The 14,444-nt window shown below is 68.5% G+C and carries 12 protein-coding genes; 4 read left to right on the top strand and 8 right to left on the bottom strand.

Annotated elements, in window-relative coordinates; translation table 11 throughout:
• Positions 1-7: 7 nt before the first annotated feature.
• Complete coding sequence (locus BXA00_RS26005) at positions 8-1,048, bottom strand: PAS domain-containing protein (RefSeq protein ID WP_076521253.1); 1,041 nt, start codon at positions 1,046-1,048, stop codon at positions 8-10.
• A gap of 102 nt (positions 1,049-1,150) precedes the next feature.
• Positions 1,151-2,569 (bottom strand): deoxyribodipyrimidine photo-lyase, encoded by a 1,419-nt coding sequence (gene phrB / locus BXA00_RS26000; RefSeq protein ID WP_076521252.1) that lies wholly within the window; start codon positions 2,567-2,569, stop codon positions 1,151-1,153.
• Positions 2,570-2,874: 305 nt separating this feature from the next.
• On the opposite strand from phrB, the gene BXA00_RS25995 reads away from it, so the two are divergent.
• A complete protein-coding gene (locus tag BXA00_RS25995) occupies positions 2,875-4,323 on the top strand; it encodes a CoA transferase (protein ID WP_156902872.1) in 1,449 nt (482 codons plus the stop codon).
• A 39-nt stretch (positions 4,324-4,362) separates the two neighbouring features.
• Here BXA00_RS25995 and BXA00_RS25990 read toward each other — a convergent pair whose 3' ends face one another.
• From BXA00_RS25990 to BXA00_RS25970, 6 genes are all read right to left on the bottom strand, one after another.
• On the bottom strand, positions 4,363-4,899 hold the full coding sequence (locus tag BXA00_RS25990) for a peroxiredoxin (protein WP_076521251.1): 537 nt from the start codon (positions 4,897-4,899) through the stop codon (positions 4,363-4,365).
• 80 nt (positions 4,900-4,979) lie between these two features.
• Positions 4,980-6,494, bottom strand: a complete 1,515-nt coding sequence (locus BXA00_RS25985; protein ID WP_076521250.1) for a BcpO-related WXXGXW repeat protein — start codon at positions 6,492-6,494, stop codon at positions 4,980-4,982.
• A gap of 31 nt (positions 6,495-6,525) precedes the next feature.
• Positions 6,526-6,684 carry a hypothetical protein gene (locus BXA00_RS29130; protein WP_172805890.1) on the bottom strand — a complete coding sequence of 53 codons (159 nt, stop codon included), beginning with the start codon at positions 6,682-6,684 and terminating at the stop codon, positions 6,526-6,528.
• A gap of 254 nt (positions 6,685-6,938) precedes the next feature.
• Entirely contained in the window at positions 6,939-7,346 is a 408-nt protein-coding gene (locus BXA00_RS25980; protein ID WP_076521249.1) for a DoxX family protein, read from the bottom strand.
• Between the two features lie 191 nt (positions 7,347-7,537).
• Positions 7,538-8,926: an ATP-dependent RNA helicase DbpA gene (dbpA, locus tag BXA00_RS25975; RefSeq protein WP_076521248.1), complete on the bottom strand. Its 1,389-nt coding sequence runs from the start codon at positions 8,924-8,926 to the stop codon at positions 7,538-7,540.
• A gap of 49 nt (positions 8,927-8,975) precedes the next feature.
• Complete coding sequence (locus tag BXA00_RS25970; RefSeq protein WP_076521247.1) at positions 8,976-9,749, bottom strand: IclR family transcriptional regulator; 774 nt, start codon at positions 9,747-9,749, stop codon at positions 8,976-8,978.
• Between the two features lie 161 nt (positions 9,750-9,910).
• Here BXA00_RS25970 and xsc point away from each other — a divergent pair, with 161 nt between their 5' ends.
• From xsc to BXA00_RS25955, 3 genes are all read left to right on the top strand, one after another.
• Positions 9,911-11,722 (top strand): sulfoacetaldehyde acetyltransferase, encoded by a 1,812-nt coding sequence (gene xsc, locus BXA00_RS25965; RefSeq protein WP_076521246.1) that lies wholly within the window; start codon positions 9,911-9,913, stop codon positions 11,720-11,722.
• A 92-nt stretch (positions 11,723-11,814) separates the two neighbouring features.
• Positions 11,815-12,735: a bifunctional enoyl-CoA hydratase/phosphate acetyltransferase gene (locus BXA00_RS25960; protein ID WP_076521245.1), complete on the top strand. Its 921-nt coding sequence runs from the start codon at positions 11,815-11,817 to the stop codon at positions 12,733-12,735.
• Between the two features lie 124 nt (positions 12,736-12,859).
• The gene (locus BXA00_RS25955; RefSeq protein WP_076521244.1) at positions 12,860-14,437 is read left to right on the top strand and encodes an ABC transporter substrate-binding protein; all 1,578 of its coding nucleotides are present in this window, start codon (positions 12,860-12,862) and stop codon (positions 14,435-14,437) included.
• Positions 14,438-14,444 lie beyond the last annotated feature (7 nt).

Genomic DNA, 14,444 nt, shown 5'->3' with positions numbered 1-14,444 from the left:
CGGCATGCTAGGGCTTTTCAGGGCCGCGGCGCGGTGGGACCGGCAGGTCGCGCGGCGGCCGGGCCGCGATGCGGAACACGTCGATGGCTTGCCTCAACTGCGCGCCTTGCGCGCGCTGGGCTTGCCCGGCCGGGCCGGCGCTGCGGCCCGACGGGCTGGCATCGCCGTCCGCGGCGTCGCGGGCGCCGCTAAAGGTGTGGTCGATGCCGGCATGCACGTCCAGGGCCATGCTGACGAGGCTTTTGCGCATGATTTCCAGCGAGAACGCCAATTCGCCGATGTCATCCTGGGCCGCGCCGCCCGGCAATGCCGTGCTGAGATTGCCAGCCGCGATCTGGCGCGTGAAGTCGGCGGCGTGGGCCAGTTGATGGGTGATGGATCGCGCCAGATGCCAGCCCGATGCAAGGATCACGGCGACGCCCGCCGCGATCAGCGCCGTGGCGATGGCCAGCGATTGCGCGGTCAGGGTGTCGCGCATGCCGTACACCGCCGCGCCGGCGGTGCCAAGGAGCAGCGACGCGGCCAACGCCGCCCAGGCCAGCAGGCGGGCCCGCACGCCCTCCGGCCGCCAGCGAGCCAGCGCGGCGCGCACGCCCGTGGGCTGGACCTGTCCGCCTCGCAGCCGGACGCTGCGGGCCGCGCCCTGGCGCAACCGCGCATAGGCCTGTTCGGCGGCCTGCACCTGCGCCCGCGACGGCTTGACGCGCACCGACGCATAGCAGACCGTCACGCCCCGTTCCGTGATGGGCGTGACGTTGGCCAGTACCCAATAGAATCCCCCGTCCTTGCGCCGGTTCTTGACCATGCCCGTCCACGGCTCGCCGCGCCCGAGCGTGCGCCAAAGGTCCTCGAAGGCCGCCTGCGGCATGTCGGGATGGCGCACGATGTTGTGCGCCGCGCCGACCAGCTCCTCGCGCGAGAACCCGCTGACCTCGATGAACGCCGGGTTTGCGTAGATGATCCGGCCTTGGGAATCGGTGCGGGAGATCAGGAAATGATCGTCGCGCAGGAGATATTCCGTGTCGTGTACCGGCTGGTTGTTGCGCATGCGTCGTTCGTCCTGTGATGGCCGTGGGCATCATCAGGGACCGGCGCGGGGGCGGCGTTGACGTAGGTCAAGCCGCCGGGACGTCGCGCGCCGTCCCGCGCCTTATGCGGCAGGCAGGTTGCCGAAGGCTTCCAGCGCGCGCAGGCGGCTCTGCGCCAGGTCGACGATCGGTTCCGGATAGCCGGCGGCCGCGCGTTCCATCGGATTGGGATCGTGGATCGACTTGTCGTCCAGGTGGGCCAGCTCCGGCAGCCACTCGCGCAGGAAGACGCCGCGCGGATCGAACCTGCGCGATTGCGTCAGGGGATTGAAGACGCGGAAGTAGGGCACGGCGTCGGCGCCCGTGGAGGCGCTCCATTGCCAGCCGCCGTTGTTGGCCGCCAGTTCGCCGTCCACCAGATGCGCCATGAACCAGGCCTCGCCGAGGCGCCAGTCGATGAGCAGGTTCTTGGACAGGAACATGGCCGTCACCATGCGCAGCCGGTTGTGCATCCAGCCCAGCGCCAGCAACTGGCGCATGGCCGCGTCCACGATCGGGATGCCGGTCTTGCCCTGCTGCCAGGCGGCCAGGTCATCGGGCGCGTCGCGCCAGGGCACGGCGGCCGTTTCCGGCTTCATGGGCTGGTGCATGGACAAGGACGGATAGGCGGCCAGCAGGTGCTGGTAGAACTCGCGCCACAGCAGCTCGTTGATCCAGGTGGCGGCGCCCGCCTTGCCGCTGTCGATTTCGCCCTGGTTGGCGGCCAGCGCGGCGCGCAGCGCCTGGCCGGGCGACAGCACGCCGGCGGCCAGGTAGGGCGACAGGCAGCTCGTCGCGGGCAGCGACGGAAAATCCCGTTCGTCCTTGTAGGCGTAGATCGCGTCGTCGGTGAACGCGGCAAGCCGGTCGCCGGCGGCGGATTCGCCGGCGGGCCAGAGTGCGCGCACGGCATCGCCGGGGGGCTCGAAACCGTCAAACGCGTCCGGCAGCGGATCGGCCTTCCAGCGGGGCGGCGTCTGGGCGCGCGGGGCCGGAATGGGGCGTATCGGCGCGCTGCGCAGGCGTTCGCGGCAGGCGCGCGCATACGGGGTGTAGACCCGATAGCAGTCGCCCTTGCCGGTGAGGACAGTGCCGGGGCGCAGCAGCGTTGCGCCGTGGTGCAAGGTCCATTCGACGCCGATCTCTTCCAGCGCGGCGCCGACCGCCTCGTCGCGGCGGCGTTCGTTGATCGCCCATTCGGCGTTGGCGTGGACCTGCTCGATGGCGTGTTCCTGGCAGAACCGGGCTATGGCCCGGGGCGCGGCGCGCCAATCGTCCACGGTCAGCAGTCGCAGGGGGATGCCGGCCTGCGCCAAATCTTTGGAGAGCTCGCGCAGGTTGCGCAGCCAGAAGTCCACCTTCGCCGGCGCGTCGCCATGCTGGCGCCATTGGCCCGGCGCGGCCAGGAAAAGCGCGGTGACCGTGCCGGCCTCGGCGGCCGCGGCCAGCGCGGCGTTGTCGTGCATGCGCAGGTCGGTGCGCAGCCATAGCAGCGTATTCATGGGGTTTCCAGGGGCAGGGGGCTCGCCAGGCGGGCCGCAGAGGCTGCGATTCTATCCGAGCCGCGGGGCGGGCCGGCTGGCCGGCGTCTGGAAGACGATGTAAAAACTACGAGGAGATGTGACGGGTGCTGCAGTGCACCGCGCGGGGCCGCGTCATGGACGGGGGGAGAGGCGAGCGGGCGCTCGGGCGCCGGCGGGCCGGGACGCTGCCGTCAAACCATGAAACACGCTGGCGCGCGGCGCGTATTGACGCGGGGGGGACCCCGCCATGTAATGGCAGAAAACGACTAAAGCAGACAAACGCTATGGGAAATCTGATGGACCTCCGCCCGTCCTTTCTGAAGGGACGCACCCCCGCCGGCACGACGTCCCGGGATGTCTTGCAGAAACTCTGGCGTTCGGTCGACTTGCCGGACGAATCGCTGGAGCACGTGGTTCTGACGGGCGCCGACCCCGTCCTTCCTTCCTCTTTTGCCGTGGGCACGGCGGCGCAGGCCAGCATGGCGGCCGCCGCGCTGGCCGCCGCAGAGGTCCGCCACCTGCGTGGCGGGGCCCGGCAGCAGGTCAGCGTGGACATGCTGCACGCCGCGCAGGAATGCCGCAGCCACTTCACGATCAACGGCGTCACCCCCGATATCTGGGATCCCATCACCGGCGTCTATCGCTGCGGCGATGGGGGCTGGGTGCGGATCCATGCCAATTTCGCGCATCACCGCGACGGGGCGCTGGCGCTGCTGGGCTGCCCGACCGGCGACGGGGCCACGCGCGAGGCCGTGGAGCGCGCGCTGAGCCGCTGGAAGGCGCTGGACTTCGAACAGGTGGCCGCTGATGCCGGCATGGTGGTGTCGGCGATGCGCTCTTTCGAGGAATGGGACCGCCATCCCCAAGGCCAGGCCGTGGCCGCGCAGCCGCTGCTGACCATCGAACGCATCGGCGAGGCTGATCCTCGCCCTTTGCCCAAATACGCGCACGACGCCCGTCCGCTCACGGACATCCGCGTGCTGGACCTGACGCGCATCATCGCCGGCCCCGTCTGCGGCCGCGCGCTGGCGGCCTACGGCGCCGACGTCATGCTGGTCAACAGCCCGCAGCTTCCCAATATCGATAACATCATCGACACCAGCCGCGGCAAATTGTCGGTGCTGGCCGACCTGGACACGGCCGACGGCCGCATCGCGCTTGGCAACCTGCTGCGCAGCGCGCACGTTTTCGTGCAAGGTTACCGCCCCGGCGGCATGTCCGCGCTGGGCTTCGGACCGCAGGATGCGGCGCGCATCCGCCCCGGCATTGTGTACGTGTCGCTGACCGCCTACGGCACGACCGGACCCTGGGCCAACCGCCGGGGCTTCGACTCGCTGGTGCAGACGGCCACGGGGTTTAACCACGCGGAAGCGCAGGCGGCGGGCCAGGAAGCCCCCAAGCCAATGCCGATGCAGATCCTGGACCACGCCTCGGGCTATCTCATGGCGTTCGGTGCGCAGGTGGCGCTGGCGCGGCAGGCGACCGAGGGCGGGAGCTGGCATGTGCGTGTGTCGCTCGCCCAGACTGCGCACTGGCTGCGGGGTATGGGGCGCGTGGAGGGCGGGCTGGGCTGTGCGATGCCTGGCTTTGACGGCCTGATGGAAACCGTGCCGTCGGGATTTGGCGAACTGGTCGCCATGCGGCACGCCGCGCGCTTTTCGGAAACGCCGGCGCAATGGACGCGCCCGTCCAGTCCTCCGGGCACGCATCCGACGGTCTGGCCGTTCAATTGACGGCCGGGCGGGGCGGCCCGCGATGGGCCGCCTAGTGCTTCACTGTCCAGCCTTCCAGTCGCGCAATGCCCGCATGGTGTTGGCGACGTGCTGCTCGGGGCTCATGTCCGTGTATTCATACAGGATCTTGCCCTCGGGCGAGATCACATAAGACACGCGCTGCGCATACTCCGGACGCCTGTCGTGCACGGCGTCGTACGCCTTCATGATCTTGCCGTCGCTGTCCGCGGCGACGGCAAATTTGTTGCGGCACTCGCTGACGGAAAACTTCTTGAGCGTGGCGATATCGTCGGTCGAGACGCCGAGGACGGTGGCGCCCAGCGTTTTGTATTCGTCCGTGGCCTCGGCGAAGTTGTGCGCTTCGATGGTGCAGCCTTGCGTGAAGGCCGCCGGAAAGAAATACAGCACCACCGGCCCCTGCTTGAGCGCTTCTTTCAGCTTGAACGTGAATTCGTTGCCGCCCAGCGAGGCGGGCGCGTTGAAGTCCGGCGCGGGGGCGCCAACGGTCAGCGCAGCTTGCGCCGACGTGCCGGCCAACAGGCCGCATACCAGGAACCAGGGGGCAAGGCGCTTCATCGGACTCTCCTAAATTCGGGCGCCGCGCACGGGGCGCGGCAAGTTGCCTACTGTAGCGGCGGGGCGGTCGATGGTCCAGTTCAGTCGCGGTCGGGCCCGCCGCGGCCGTTGCCCTTGGGTGGGTCGCGTTGCTGCTGTTGTTGCTGGCGGGCCTGCTGCGCCTGTTGGTCGCGTTGCTGCTGTTGTTGCTGACGGGCCTGCTGCGCCTGCCGGTCGCGCTGCTGCTGCTGCTGCTGCTGCTGCTGCTGCTGCTGCTGCTGCTGCTGCTGCTGCTGCTGCTGCTGCCGCTGGCGGGCCTGCTGCTCATGCGCCTGGCGATCGCGGTCCATCTGTTGCCGCCGGTCGTCACGGTCCCGCTGCTGGCGCGCCTGTTGTTCCTGCTGGCGCCGGTCGCGCAGTTCTTGCTGGGTCTGCTGGTCGCGTTGCAGTTGCTGCCGCGCCTGCTGGTCGCGCACCTGTTGCTGGCGTATCTGCTGCTGCGCCTGGGCGTCGTTCTGCTGGCGCTCTCGCGCCTGCTGGCCGCGCGCCTGTTGCTCCCGGGCCTGCTGCTGGCGCTGCTGGTCGGCTTTCAGCTGGTCGCGCGCTTGCTGGTCGCGCACTTGTTGCTGGCGGTCCTGCTGCTGGCGGTCCGGCTGCGGCCGGTCCTGGCGCGCCGAGGGATCGCGGGGGCGCGGGTCTGGCTGCGAGCCGGGGCCCGCCTGCGCGGACATGTTGCCGCCAGGCCGGTTGTCCCGTCCGTTGCCGGGCCCGTTGTCCCGTCCGTTGTCCCGTCCGTTTTCCCGCCCATCGCGGCCGCCGTCCGGCCGGCCTCGCTTGCCGTCGTCGGCATGATCCAGATATGCCTGTGGCGGGCGGCCCTTGTTGTGCTCGTAGAACTGTCCGCGATCGCGCCCCGCGTCGCGCACATACCGGCGCTGCACGTCGGTCGGCGGGGAATGGCGGTCGTGGCGCGCGGCCAGCTCGCGCGGGTCCGCCTGGCGGCGGATGCCGTGAGGTCCGCCGTGGTAGCTGACGCGCCGGTTGTCCACGTCGTTGATGACGATGTTCCGGTTGTAGACGTTGGTCACGCGGGTGACGTTCACATTGGTGATGGAGCGGTTGTAGTAGAAGCGGTCGCGCTTCCAGTAGCCACCGACATAGCCCAGTCCCGTGTAGCCGAAACCGTAGTTGATGCCGCCATAAAAACCGACGTGCGGGCCCCAGTAGCCCGGATTCCAGAGATAGAGGCCGTTGGAAAATCCCCAGTATCCGGGCGTCCAGAGCGCACCGGGATACGGCGCCGGGACCCAGGCGCCGGGCACCCAGAAAAAGCCGACGCGGTTGCGGCTCCAGTAGCCCGGCACCCACAGGTAGCCATTGGCCGGGGCCGGCGGCTGCACGTAGACCGGCAGGGGCGGCGGCGGTTCCGGACTGCGATCGACCAGCGCCAGATTCGCATTGGCCGGGTCGGCGTCGTCGTAGACAGGCTCATAGGCGGAAGGGGCCGCCACCTGCTGCGTGGAGTAGACGGTTTGCGCACTGGCCGCCGCACTGGCCGCCAGCAGGACTGCGGTGGCCAGCGGCCGCCATCGGGCAATCTGGAGGGAAGGGCTCATGGGGATGTCCTTGACGCAGCGGGTCCGCGGATCAATAGCCGCGGTAGTAATAGTGGGGGGCCGGGTAGTAGTAATAGTGCGGCGTGTAATAGACCGGGGTTGGCCGGTAGTAGGCGGGCCGCGCCGGCACGACCACGCAACCGCTCAGGGCACTTGCCATCGCCATCAACAACAACACAGTCTTCTTCATTTTGCGGCTCCCGCCAGGCGCCAGGCGCGAGGCACGCCTACATTGCGCTCATGGGGATTAGGCCACAGCCGCGACCGCGAGTTCGGGACTGTAATCGTTCCGAAACAGCTTTCGCGTGACCGATGTTTGCGTCGGCGTGACGGTCGATGACGTTCGTATCAATGCTGTAAAAAAAGGGACCGCTGTATGCGGTCCCTGCGGGGAGGCGACGTTGCGCCCGCGGCGTTGCGCCGCAGGCGGGACGGGGCCAGGCCTCAGTTCCAGCGGCCGCCGTTGCCGGCCAGGCTGAAGCGGCCGGCGCCCATGAAGGCGATCGCCAGGCCGGTGAAGAGAAACATGCCTTGCAGTTCCAGTGCCCAGCCGCCGTTGTTGGTCATGCTGCCGATCTGGCCGCTGTGGGCGAGCAGGATCGCGACGAGCATGTTGATGGCGATGATCAGGCCGCCCAGGCGGGTGTAGACGCCGATGATCAGCAGGACGGGAGCGATGATCTCGCCCACGTAGACGCCGTAGGCCAGGAACCCCGGCACGCCGTGGGAGGACAGCATGCCGCTGATGCCGCCGACGCCGCCGCCGGTCAGTTTGGCCAGGCCGTGGAGCAGAATCAGGATACCGAGGGTCAGGCGCAGGATCAGCTTGCCGGTGTCGTCGGACTTGATCATGGTGAGTTTCTCTTGTGATGGTTAAGGGGGACAGCGCGCTGCTTGGAGCGCGCCGCTTGCCTTTGGTTCCGCGCCCGCGGGCAAGCTGAATGGCAGCTTACCGGCGTGCAGGCGCGCCATTATGGCAAAGCCCGAGTGAAACCATCAAGCGTTGCGCGCGGGCGCGGCCATGGCGGGCCGCGCCCGCGGCATCAGAATTCTTCCAGGAACCGCATGCGGAACCGGCGGCCCTTGATGTTGCTGTTCGAGACCCGCGCAAACGCCTGCTTGGCGATCTGGCGGTCCAGCGCAACGTAGGACGTGAATTCGGTGATGTTGATTTTCCCGACCTGTTCAAAGGTCAGGCCGCCGTCGCCGGTCAGCGCGCCCAGCAGGTCGCCCGGACGCAACTTGTCCTTTTTGCCGCCCTGGATGCTCAGCGTGATCATGGGCGCGCGCAGGGGCCGGTCGGCCTTGGGACGCAGCGATTTGAGGTCGCCCCACACCAGCGGGGACCCCTGGTATTGCTCGATCAGGTTGGCCCAGCGCATTTCTTCGGGCGAGCACAGGCTGAGCGCCAGGCCCTTCTGGTCGCCGCGGCCGCTGCGGCCGATGCGGTGGACGTGGACTTCGGTGTCCTTGGTCACGTCCACATTGATGACGGCGCCCAGGTTCTGGATGTCCAGGCCGCGGGCGGCCACGTCGGTGGCGACCAGCACGGCGCAGCTCTGGTTGGCGAACTGGATCAGGATCTCGTCGCGCTCGCGCTGTTCCAGGTCGCCATTGAGGGCCTGCGCGCTGATGCCTTCGGCCTGCAGGCGTTCGACCAGGTCATGGCTGCGGATCTTGGTGTTGCAGAAGGCCAGCGTGGACGCCGGCCGGAAATGCGCCAGCAGCCGCACCACGGCGTCCAGCCGCTCGTCTTCGCGGATCTCGTAGAAGATCTGCTCGATGCGGCTGGCGTCGTGCTGCGCCTCTACCTTGACCTCGGCCGGGTTGCGCAGAAAGCGCGCGCTGAGCTTGCGGATGTTGTCGGGGTAGGTGGCCGAAAACAGCAGCGTCTGGCGCTTGGTGGGGCAGTGCGAGGCGATGGCGACGATGTCGTCGTAAAAGCCCATGTCCACCATGCGGTCGGCTTCGTCCAGCACCAGCGTGTTCAGGCCCGCCAGGTCCAGGCTGCCGCGTGCCAGGTGGTCCTGGATGCGGCCGGGCGTGCCCACCACCAGATGCGCGCCGCGCGCCAGCGATTCGGCCTGCGGCCGCGCCGCGGCGCCGCCGCACAGCGTCAGGATCTTCACATTGGGAATCAGGCGCGCCAGCCGGCGCAGCTCTTGCGCCACCTGGTCGGCCAGCTCGCGGGTGGGGCAGACGACCAGCCCTTGCGGCGCCAGGCGGTTGACGTCCAGGTTCTGGAGCACGCCCAGCCCGAACGCCGCGGTCTTGCCGCTGCCGGTCTTGGCTTGGGCGATCAGGTCGCGGCGCTCCAGGATCAGGGGCAGGGCTTGCGCCTGGATGGGCGTCATCTGCTCGAAACCCAGGCTTTGCAGATTGTCGAGCAGGGCGGGCAGGAGGGGGAGGGTGGAGAAGGCGGTGTCGGTCACGGGGGGCGGATCCGGAAAGGATCGGAGAAAGGCTGAATAGACCGCTAGTTTACGGCCTGGGGGATGGGACCGGCGCCTGATACGTCCCCGCCAGCGCCCGTGCCGCCTCCTGCATCCGCGGCAGCCACGCTCGGGCGCCGTCGATCGACAGCCTTGCCACCGGCGCATGCAGCGCCACCGCCGCGATGGCCCGCGTCCCGTGCAGGATGGGCACCGCCATGCAGACGATCCCCAATAAAAATTCTTCGCGGTCGAAGCTGGCGCCTTCCTTCCTGATGACGCGCAGTTCCTCTTCCAGCGCCGCCACGTCGCACAGCGTGTTGGGCGTGTAGCGCGGCAGCGCGGCCGCCGCGAGCAGCCGCTGGCGCGTTTCGCGGCGCATGTAGGCCAGGAACAGCTTGCCGCTGGCAGAACAGTGCAGGGGCACGCGCGAACCCGATTGCAGGTTGACGCGCAGGGGCCAGGCGGTTTCCACGCGGTCCAGGTAGATGACCTCGTCGCCGTCGAGCATGGTGCAGTTGCAGGTTTCGCCGATTTCGTCGACCAGGCTGTCCAGGATGCGGTGGCGCTCGCCCCGCAGCGGCGAGTTCAGCAGCGTGTCGCGGGCCAGGGCGCCCAGGCGCGGGCCGCTGACATAGCTTTTGCCCACGGGTTCGCGCAGCAGCATGCCGGCGTCGACCAGGCGCGACAGGATGCGCAGCACCGAGGGTTTGGGCAGGCCGGTGGATTCGGTCAGCTCGGCCAGCGAGACGGGCTGGGCGGAGCGGGCCACCTGTTCCAGCAGGGTCAGCGCGCGCAGCGCGGCGGAGGACTCGTCTTTCATCTTTCAATATTTGAAGATTCGGCGAATGGCTGCCCATCCTCGCACAGAAAATGCAGAAAATGAAACGGCGAGGGGTGGGAACCCGCGGATTTCTGGCGCAGTATCGGATCACACCGGCCAATGAGCAATCGGACGAGCGCCGGCCCGCCAGGAGAGAGACCATGAGCAGCAAGCAACACATGACCCCCAGCGAAGCGTTTGTCGAGACGCTGGTCGCGCAGGGCGTCAAGGATGTTTTCGGCATCGTCGGTTCGGCCTTCATGGATGCGCTGGACCTGTTTCCCGCGGCCGGCATCCGCTTCGTGCCGACGGTGCACGAGCAGGGCGCGGCGCACATGGCCGACGGCTATTCGCGCGTGACCGGCAGGCATGGCGTGTGCATCGCGCAAAACGGCCCCGGCATCACCAATTTCGTGACCGGCGTGGCCGCCGCGTACTGGGCGCACAGCCCGGTGGTGGCGATCACGCCCGAAACGGGCACTTCGGGCATGGGCCTGGGCGGCTTCCAGGAGACCGAGCAACTGCCCATCTTTTCCCGCATCACCAAGTACCAGGCGCACGTGAACCGTCCGGACCGCATCGCGGAGTTCACGGCCAAGGCGTTCGATAACGCGATGGCCGAACGCGGTCCCGCGCAGCTCAACATCCCGCGCGATTATTTCTACGGCGAGATCGACGTGGCCATCCCCGAACCGCGCCGCGTGCGCCGCGGCCCCGGGGCGGAAGAGGACCTGGAAGCGGCGGCGCGCATGCTGGCCGAGGCGAAATTTCCGGTCATCGTGGCCGGCGGCGGCGTGCTGTTTTCGGATGGGCAGGCCGAATGCGTGGCGCTGGCCGAATTGCTGGGCGCGCCCGTGGTGACCAGCTACTTGCATAACGACGCGTTCCCGGCCAGCCATCCGCTGTGGTGCGGCCCGTTGGGATACCAGGGCGCCAAAGCCGGAATGAAGCTGCTGTCGCAGGCGGACGTGGTGCTGGCGCTGGGCACGCGGCTGGGGCCTTTTGGCACCTTGCCGCAGCATGGCCTGGAATATTGGCCGCAGAACGCGCGCATCATCCAGGTCGACGCCGATCACCGGATGCTGGGCCTGGTGCGCCCGGTGTCGGTGGGGATCTGCGGCGACGCCAAGCCGGCGGCCGCGGCGTTGACGGCCCGGTTGCAGCAGCGCGACGTGGCCTGCATCCGCACCAAGGACCAGCGCGCCCGCGAAATCGCCGCGCAGAAGTCCGAGTGGGAACAGGAGCTGGACGGCTGGTCGCACGAGCGCGACGACTGGAGCCTGGACATCATCGAGCAGGGCGGCGGCCGCATGCATCCGCGCCGCATGTTGCGCGAGCTTGAACGCGCGATGCCCAAGCACGTGATGGTGTCCACGGACATCGGCAACATCTGCTCGGTGTCCAACAGCTACCTGCGTTTCGACGAGCCGAACTCCATGCTGGCCGCGATGAGCTTCGGCAATTGCGGCTATGCGCTGCCCGCGCTGATCGGCGCCAAGCTGGGCAGGCCCGACCGGCCGGCGGTGGCCTATGTGGGCGATGGCGCATGGTGCATGAGCTTCCAGGAGCTGCTGACCTGCGTGCGTGAACAGATTCCGGTGACCGCGGTGGTGTTTCACAACGGCCAGTGGGGCGCCGAGAAAAAAAACCAGGTCGATTTCTACGGCCGGCGTTTCGTGGGCAGCAATCTGCGCAATCCGAATTTCTCGGAGCTGGCGCGCGCCATGGGCGCCGAGGGCATCCGCGTGGAGCATGCCGACCAGGTCGGCGCCGCGCTGCAGGCCGCCTGCCAGGCGCAACTGGAAGGCAAGACCACCGTGCTGGAAATGATGGTCAGCCAGGAGCTGGGCGACCCGTTCCGCCGCGACGCCTTGAAGCAGCCGGTGCGGTTCCTGGACAAGTACCGCAAGTACGTGAACCAGCCGTTCCAGGCCGGCGAGGTGCCGCTCTCGATCGAGCCGGCCGGACGCTGACCGGCGCGCGCGGCGCGGCCCGGGGCGTGGCATCGGGCCGCGCCGGTCATCCACCGGGCCGCCGCGTGCGCGCCCGCGGCAGGAGCCAAGACATGGCATTCGACCGTTTGTTCGAGCCGCTGCGCGTCGCTGCGCTGGCGGCGGGGCGCTTGCGCACCGCGGTGGCGTACCCGCTGTGCCCCGTGAGCCTGCGCGCCGCCGCGCAGGCGCGCGAGGCCGGCTATATCGAGCCCGTGCTGGTCGGGCCGGCGGACCGCGTGGCGGCCTTGATGGCGCAGGAAGGCATGCGCCCCGGATCGATGGAGATCGTCGACGCCCCGGACGATGAGCTGCAGACCGCCCGCGCCGCCGCCGCGCTGGCGCGCGATGGCGCCGTCAGCATGCTGATGAAGGGCAGCCTGCACACCGACCATTTCATGGCGGCGGTCGTGACGCGCGAATCGGGCCTGCGCACGGGCCGGCGCATCAGCCATGCCTTCGTGATGGCCGTGGCCGCCTATCCCAAGCTGCTGATCCTGACCGATGCCGCCGTCAACATCGCGCCCTCGCTGCAGGAAAAGGCGGACATCGCGCAGAACGCCATCGACCTGGCCCGCGCGCTGGGCGTGGAGCGGCCCAAGGTGGCCGTGCTGTGCGCCACCGAATCGGTGAACCCCGCCATGCCGGCCACGCTGGACGCGGCGGCCTTGTCCAAGATGGCGGACCGGTTGCAGATCCGCGGTGGCGACATCGACGGGCCGCTGGCCTTCGACAACGCCATCTCGCGCGAGGCGGCGGACCAGAAGGGCATCGTGTCGCGCGTGGCGGGCGACGCCGACATCCTGCTGGTCCCGGACATCGAGGCCGGCAACATGCTCTACAAGGAGCTCACCTGGCTGGCGGGCGCGGGCGCGGCGGGCCTGGTGCTGGGCACGCGTGTGCCGGTGCTGCTGACCAGCCGCTCCGATTCCATGGAGGCGCGGGTCAACAGCTGCGCCGTCGCCGCGCTGTACGCCCGCGCGCTTGCCGGTTGACCGCGAACGGTCCTGGCACCACCAAGTCCGGCGGTTTGGTACTAAGCGCGCATCCAGGGGATGACTACGCTAGTCCGCAAGCCATCCATGAATGGTCCACGCCAATACATCAAAGGGGTAGCACATGCGCAGCGCAAGACTCGGCCTGGCCACGATTCTGTCGGTGTTCGCGATGGCGGGAGGCGCCGCCGCGGCGGACGCGCCCAAGCCGGGCGGCACGCTGGTCATCGGTTCCACCCAGGTGCCACGGCACCTGAACGGCGCGGTGCAGTCGGGCACCGCCACGGCGCTGCCCAGTTCGCAGCTCTTTGCCAGCCCGCTGCGCTACGACGCGGACTGGAAGCCGCAGCCCTACCTGGCCGAGTCCTGGGAGCTGGCGCCGGACGGCAAGTCGCTGACCCTGCACCTGCGCGGCGACGCGCTGTTCCACGACGGCAAGCCCGTGACGTCCGAGGACGTGGCGTTCTCCATCATGGCGGTCAAGCAGAACCATCCCTTCCAGACGATGTTCGCGCCCGTCGAGCGCGTGGACACGCCGGACGCGCGCACCGCCGTGCTGCGCATGAGCAAGCCCCATCCGGCGATCCTGCTGGCGCTGTCGCCCGCGCTGATGCCGGTGCTGCCCAAGCACATCTACGGCGACGGCCAGGACCTGAAGACGCACCCGCGCAACTCCGCGGACGTGGTGGGCTCGGGGCCGTTCATCCTCAAGGAGTTCAAGCCGGGCCAGGAGATCGTGCTGGAACGCTTCGACAAGTTCTTCCTGAAGGGCAAGCCGCTGCTGGACCGCGTGGTGGTCAAGATCAATCCCGATGCGACCAATCTGCTGATCGGCCTTGAGCGGGGCGACATCGGCGCGCTGCCTTTCATGACCGAGCCGACCATCCTGCGCCGCGCCAAGGACAACCCGTCCATCGTCATGACCAGCAAGGGCTATGAAGGCATCGGCGCGCTGAGCTGGCTGGCGTTCAACACGGCGCGCAAGCCGCTGGACGACGTGCGGGTGCGGCAGGCCATTGCCTATGCCACGGACAAGGGCTTCATCACCAAGGCGTTGAACGCGGGTTTTGCCGCGCCGGCCCATGGCCCCATCGTGGGCACCAGCCCGTTCGCCAGCGACGACGTCAAGAAGTATCCGCTGGACCTGAAGCAGGCAGAAAAACTGCTGGACGAGGCCGGCTTTAAGAAGGACGACAAGGGCGAGCGCATGACGCTGACGGTGGACTACATGCCGGGCAGCGACGTGCAGGGCAAGAACGTCGCGGAGTACCTGCGCAGCCAGTTGAAGAAGGTGGGCATCAACGTGCAGGTGCGGGCGTCGCCGGACTTCCCGACTTGGGCCAAGCGCATCGCCGGCAAGGATTTCGACATGACCACCGACATCGTCTTCAACTGGGGCGATCCGGTCATCGGCGTGCACCGCACCTACATGTCGTCCAATATCCGCGACATTATCTGGACCAACACGCAGTCGTACAAGAACCCGAAGGTCGACGCCCTGCTGGAGCAGGCGGGCACCGAGACCGACCTGGAAAAGCGCCGCGCGCTGTACGCCGAGTTCCAGCGCCTGGTCACCGAGGACGTGCCCATCGACTTCCTGACCGTCATCCCGTACCACACGCTGTCGTCCAAGAAGGTGCACGGCCTGCCCACCGGCATATGGGGCATGCTGTCGCCGCTGGATGAGACCACCGTGCAGTAGCGGGAGC

This window comes from Achromobacter sp. MFA1 R4 (assembly GCF_900156745.1).
Classification (GTDB): Bacteria; Pseudomonadota; Gammaproteobacteria; order Burkholderiales; family Burkholderiaceae_B; genus Achromobacter.
This window is presented reverse-complemented; position numbering and strand designations above follow the sequence as displayed.

Bases quoted from the DNA above. Each gene is read 5' to 3' on its own strand.
- BXA00_RS26005 (WP_076521253.1), bottom strand. From the start codon at position 1,048: ATGCGCAACAACCAGCCGGTACACGACACGGAATATCTCCTGCGCGAC.
- BXA00_RS25985 (WP_076521250.1), bottom strand. From the start codon at position 6,494: ATGAGCCCTTCCCTCCAGATTGCCCGATGGCGGCCGCTGGCCACCGCA.
- BXA00_RS25955 (WP_076521244.1), top strand. From the start codon at position 12,860: ATGCGCAGCGCAAGACTCGGCCTGGCCACGATTCTGTCGGTGTTCGCG.
- BXA00_RS25990 (WP_076521251.1), bottom strand. From the start codon at position 4,899: ATGAAGCGCCTTGCCCCCTGGTTCCTGGTATGCGGCCTGTTGGCCGGC.
- xsc (WP_076521246.1), top strand. From the start codon at position 9,911: ATGAGCAGCAAGCAACACATGACCCCCAGCGAAGCGTTTGTCGAGACG.
- BXA00_RS25960 (WP_076521245.1), top strand. From the start codon at position 11,815: ATGGCATTCGACCGTTTGTTCGAGCCGCTGCGCGTCGCTGCGCTGGCG.
- BXA00_RS25980 (WP_076521249.1), bottom strand. From the start codon at position 7,346: ATGATCAAGTCCGACGACACCGGCAAGCTGATCCTGCGCCTGACCCTC.
- BXA00_RS25970 (WP_076521247.1), bottom strand. From the start codon at position 9,749: ATGAAAGACGAGTCCTCCGCCGCGCTGCGCGCGCTGACCCTGCTGGAA.
- BXA00_RS29130 (WP_172805890.1), bottom strand. From the start codon at position 6,684: ATGAAGAAGACTGTGTTGTTGTTGATGGCGATGGCAAGTGCCCTGAGC.
- BXA00_RS25995 (WP_156902872.1), top strand. From the start codon at position 2,875: ATGGGAAATCTGATGGACCTCCGCCCGTCCTTTCTGAAGGGACGCACC.
- phrB (WP_076521252.1), bottom strand. From the start codon at position 2,569: ATGAATACGCTGCTATGGCTGCGCACCGACCTGCGCATGCACGACAAC.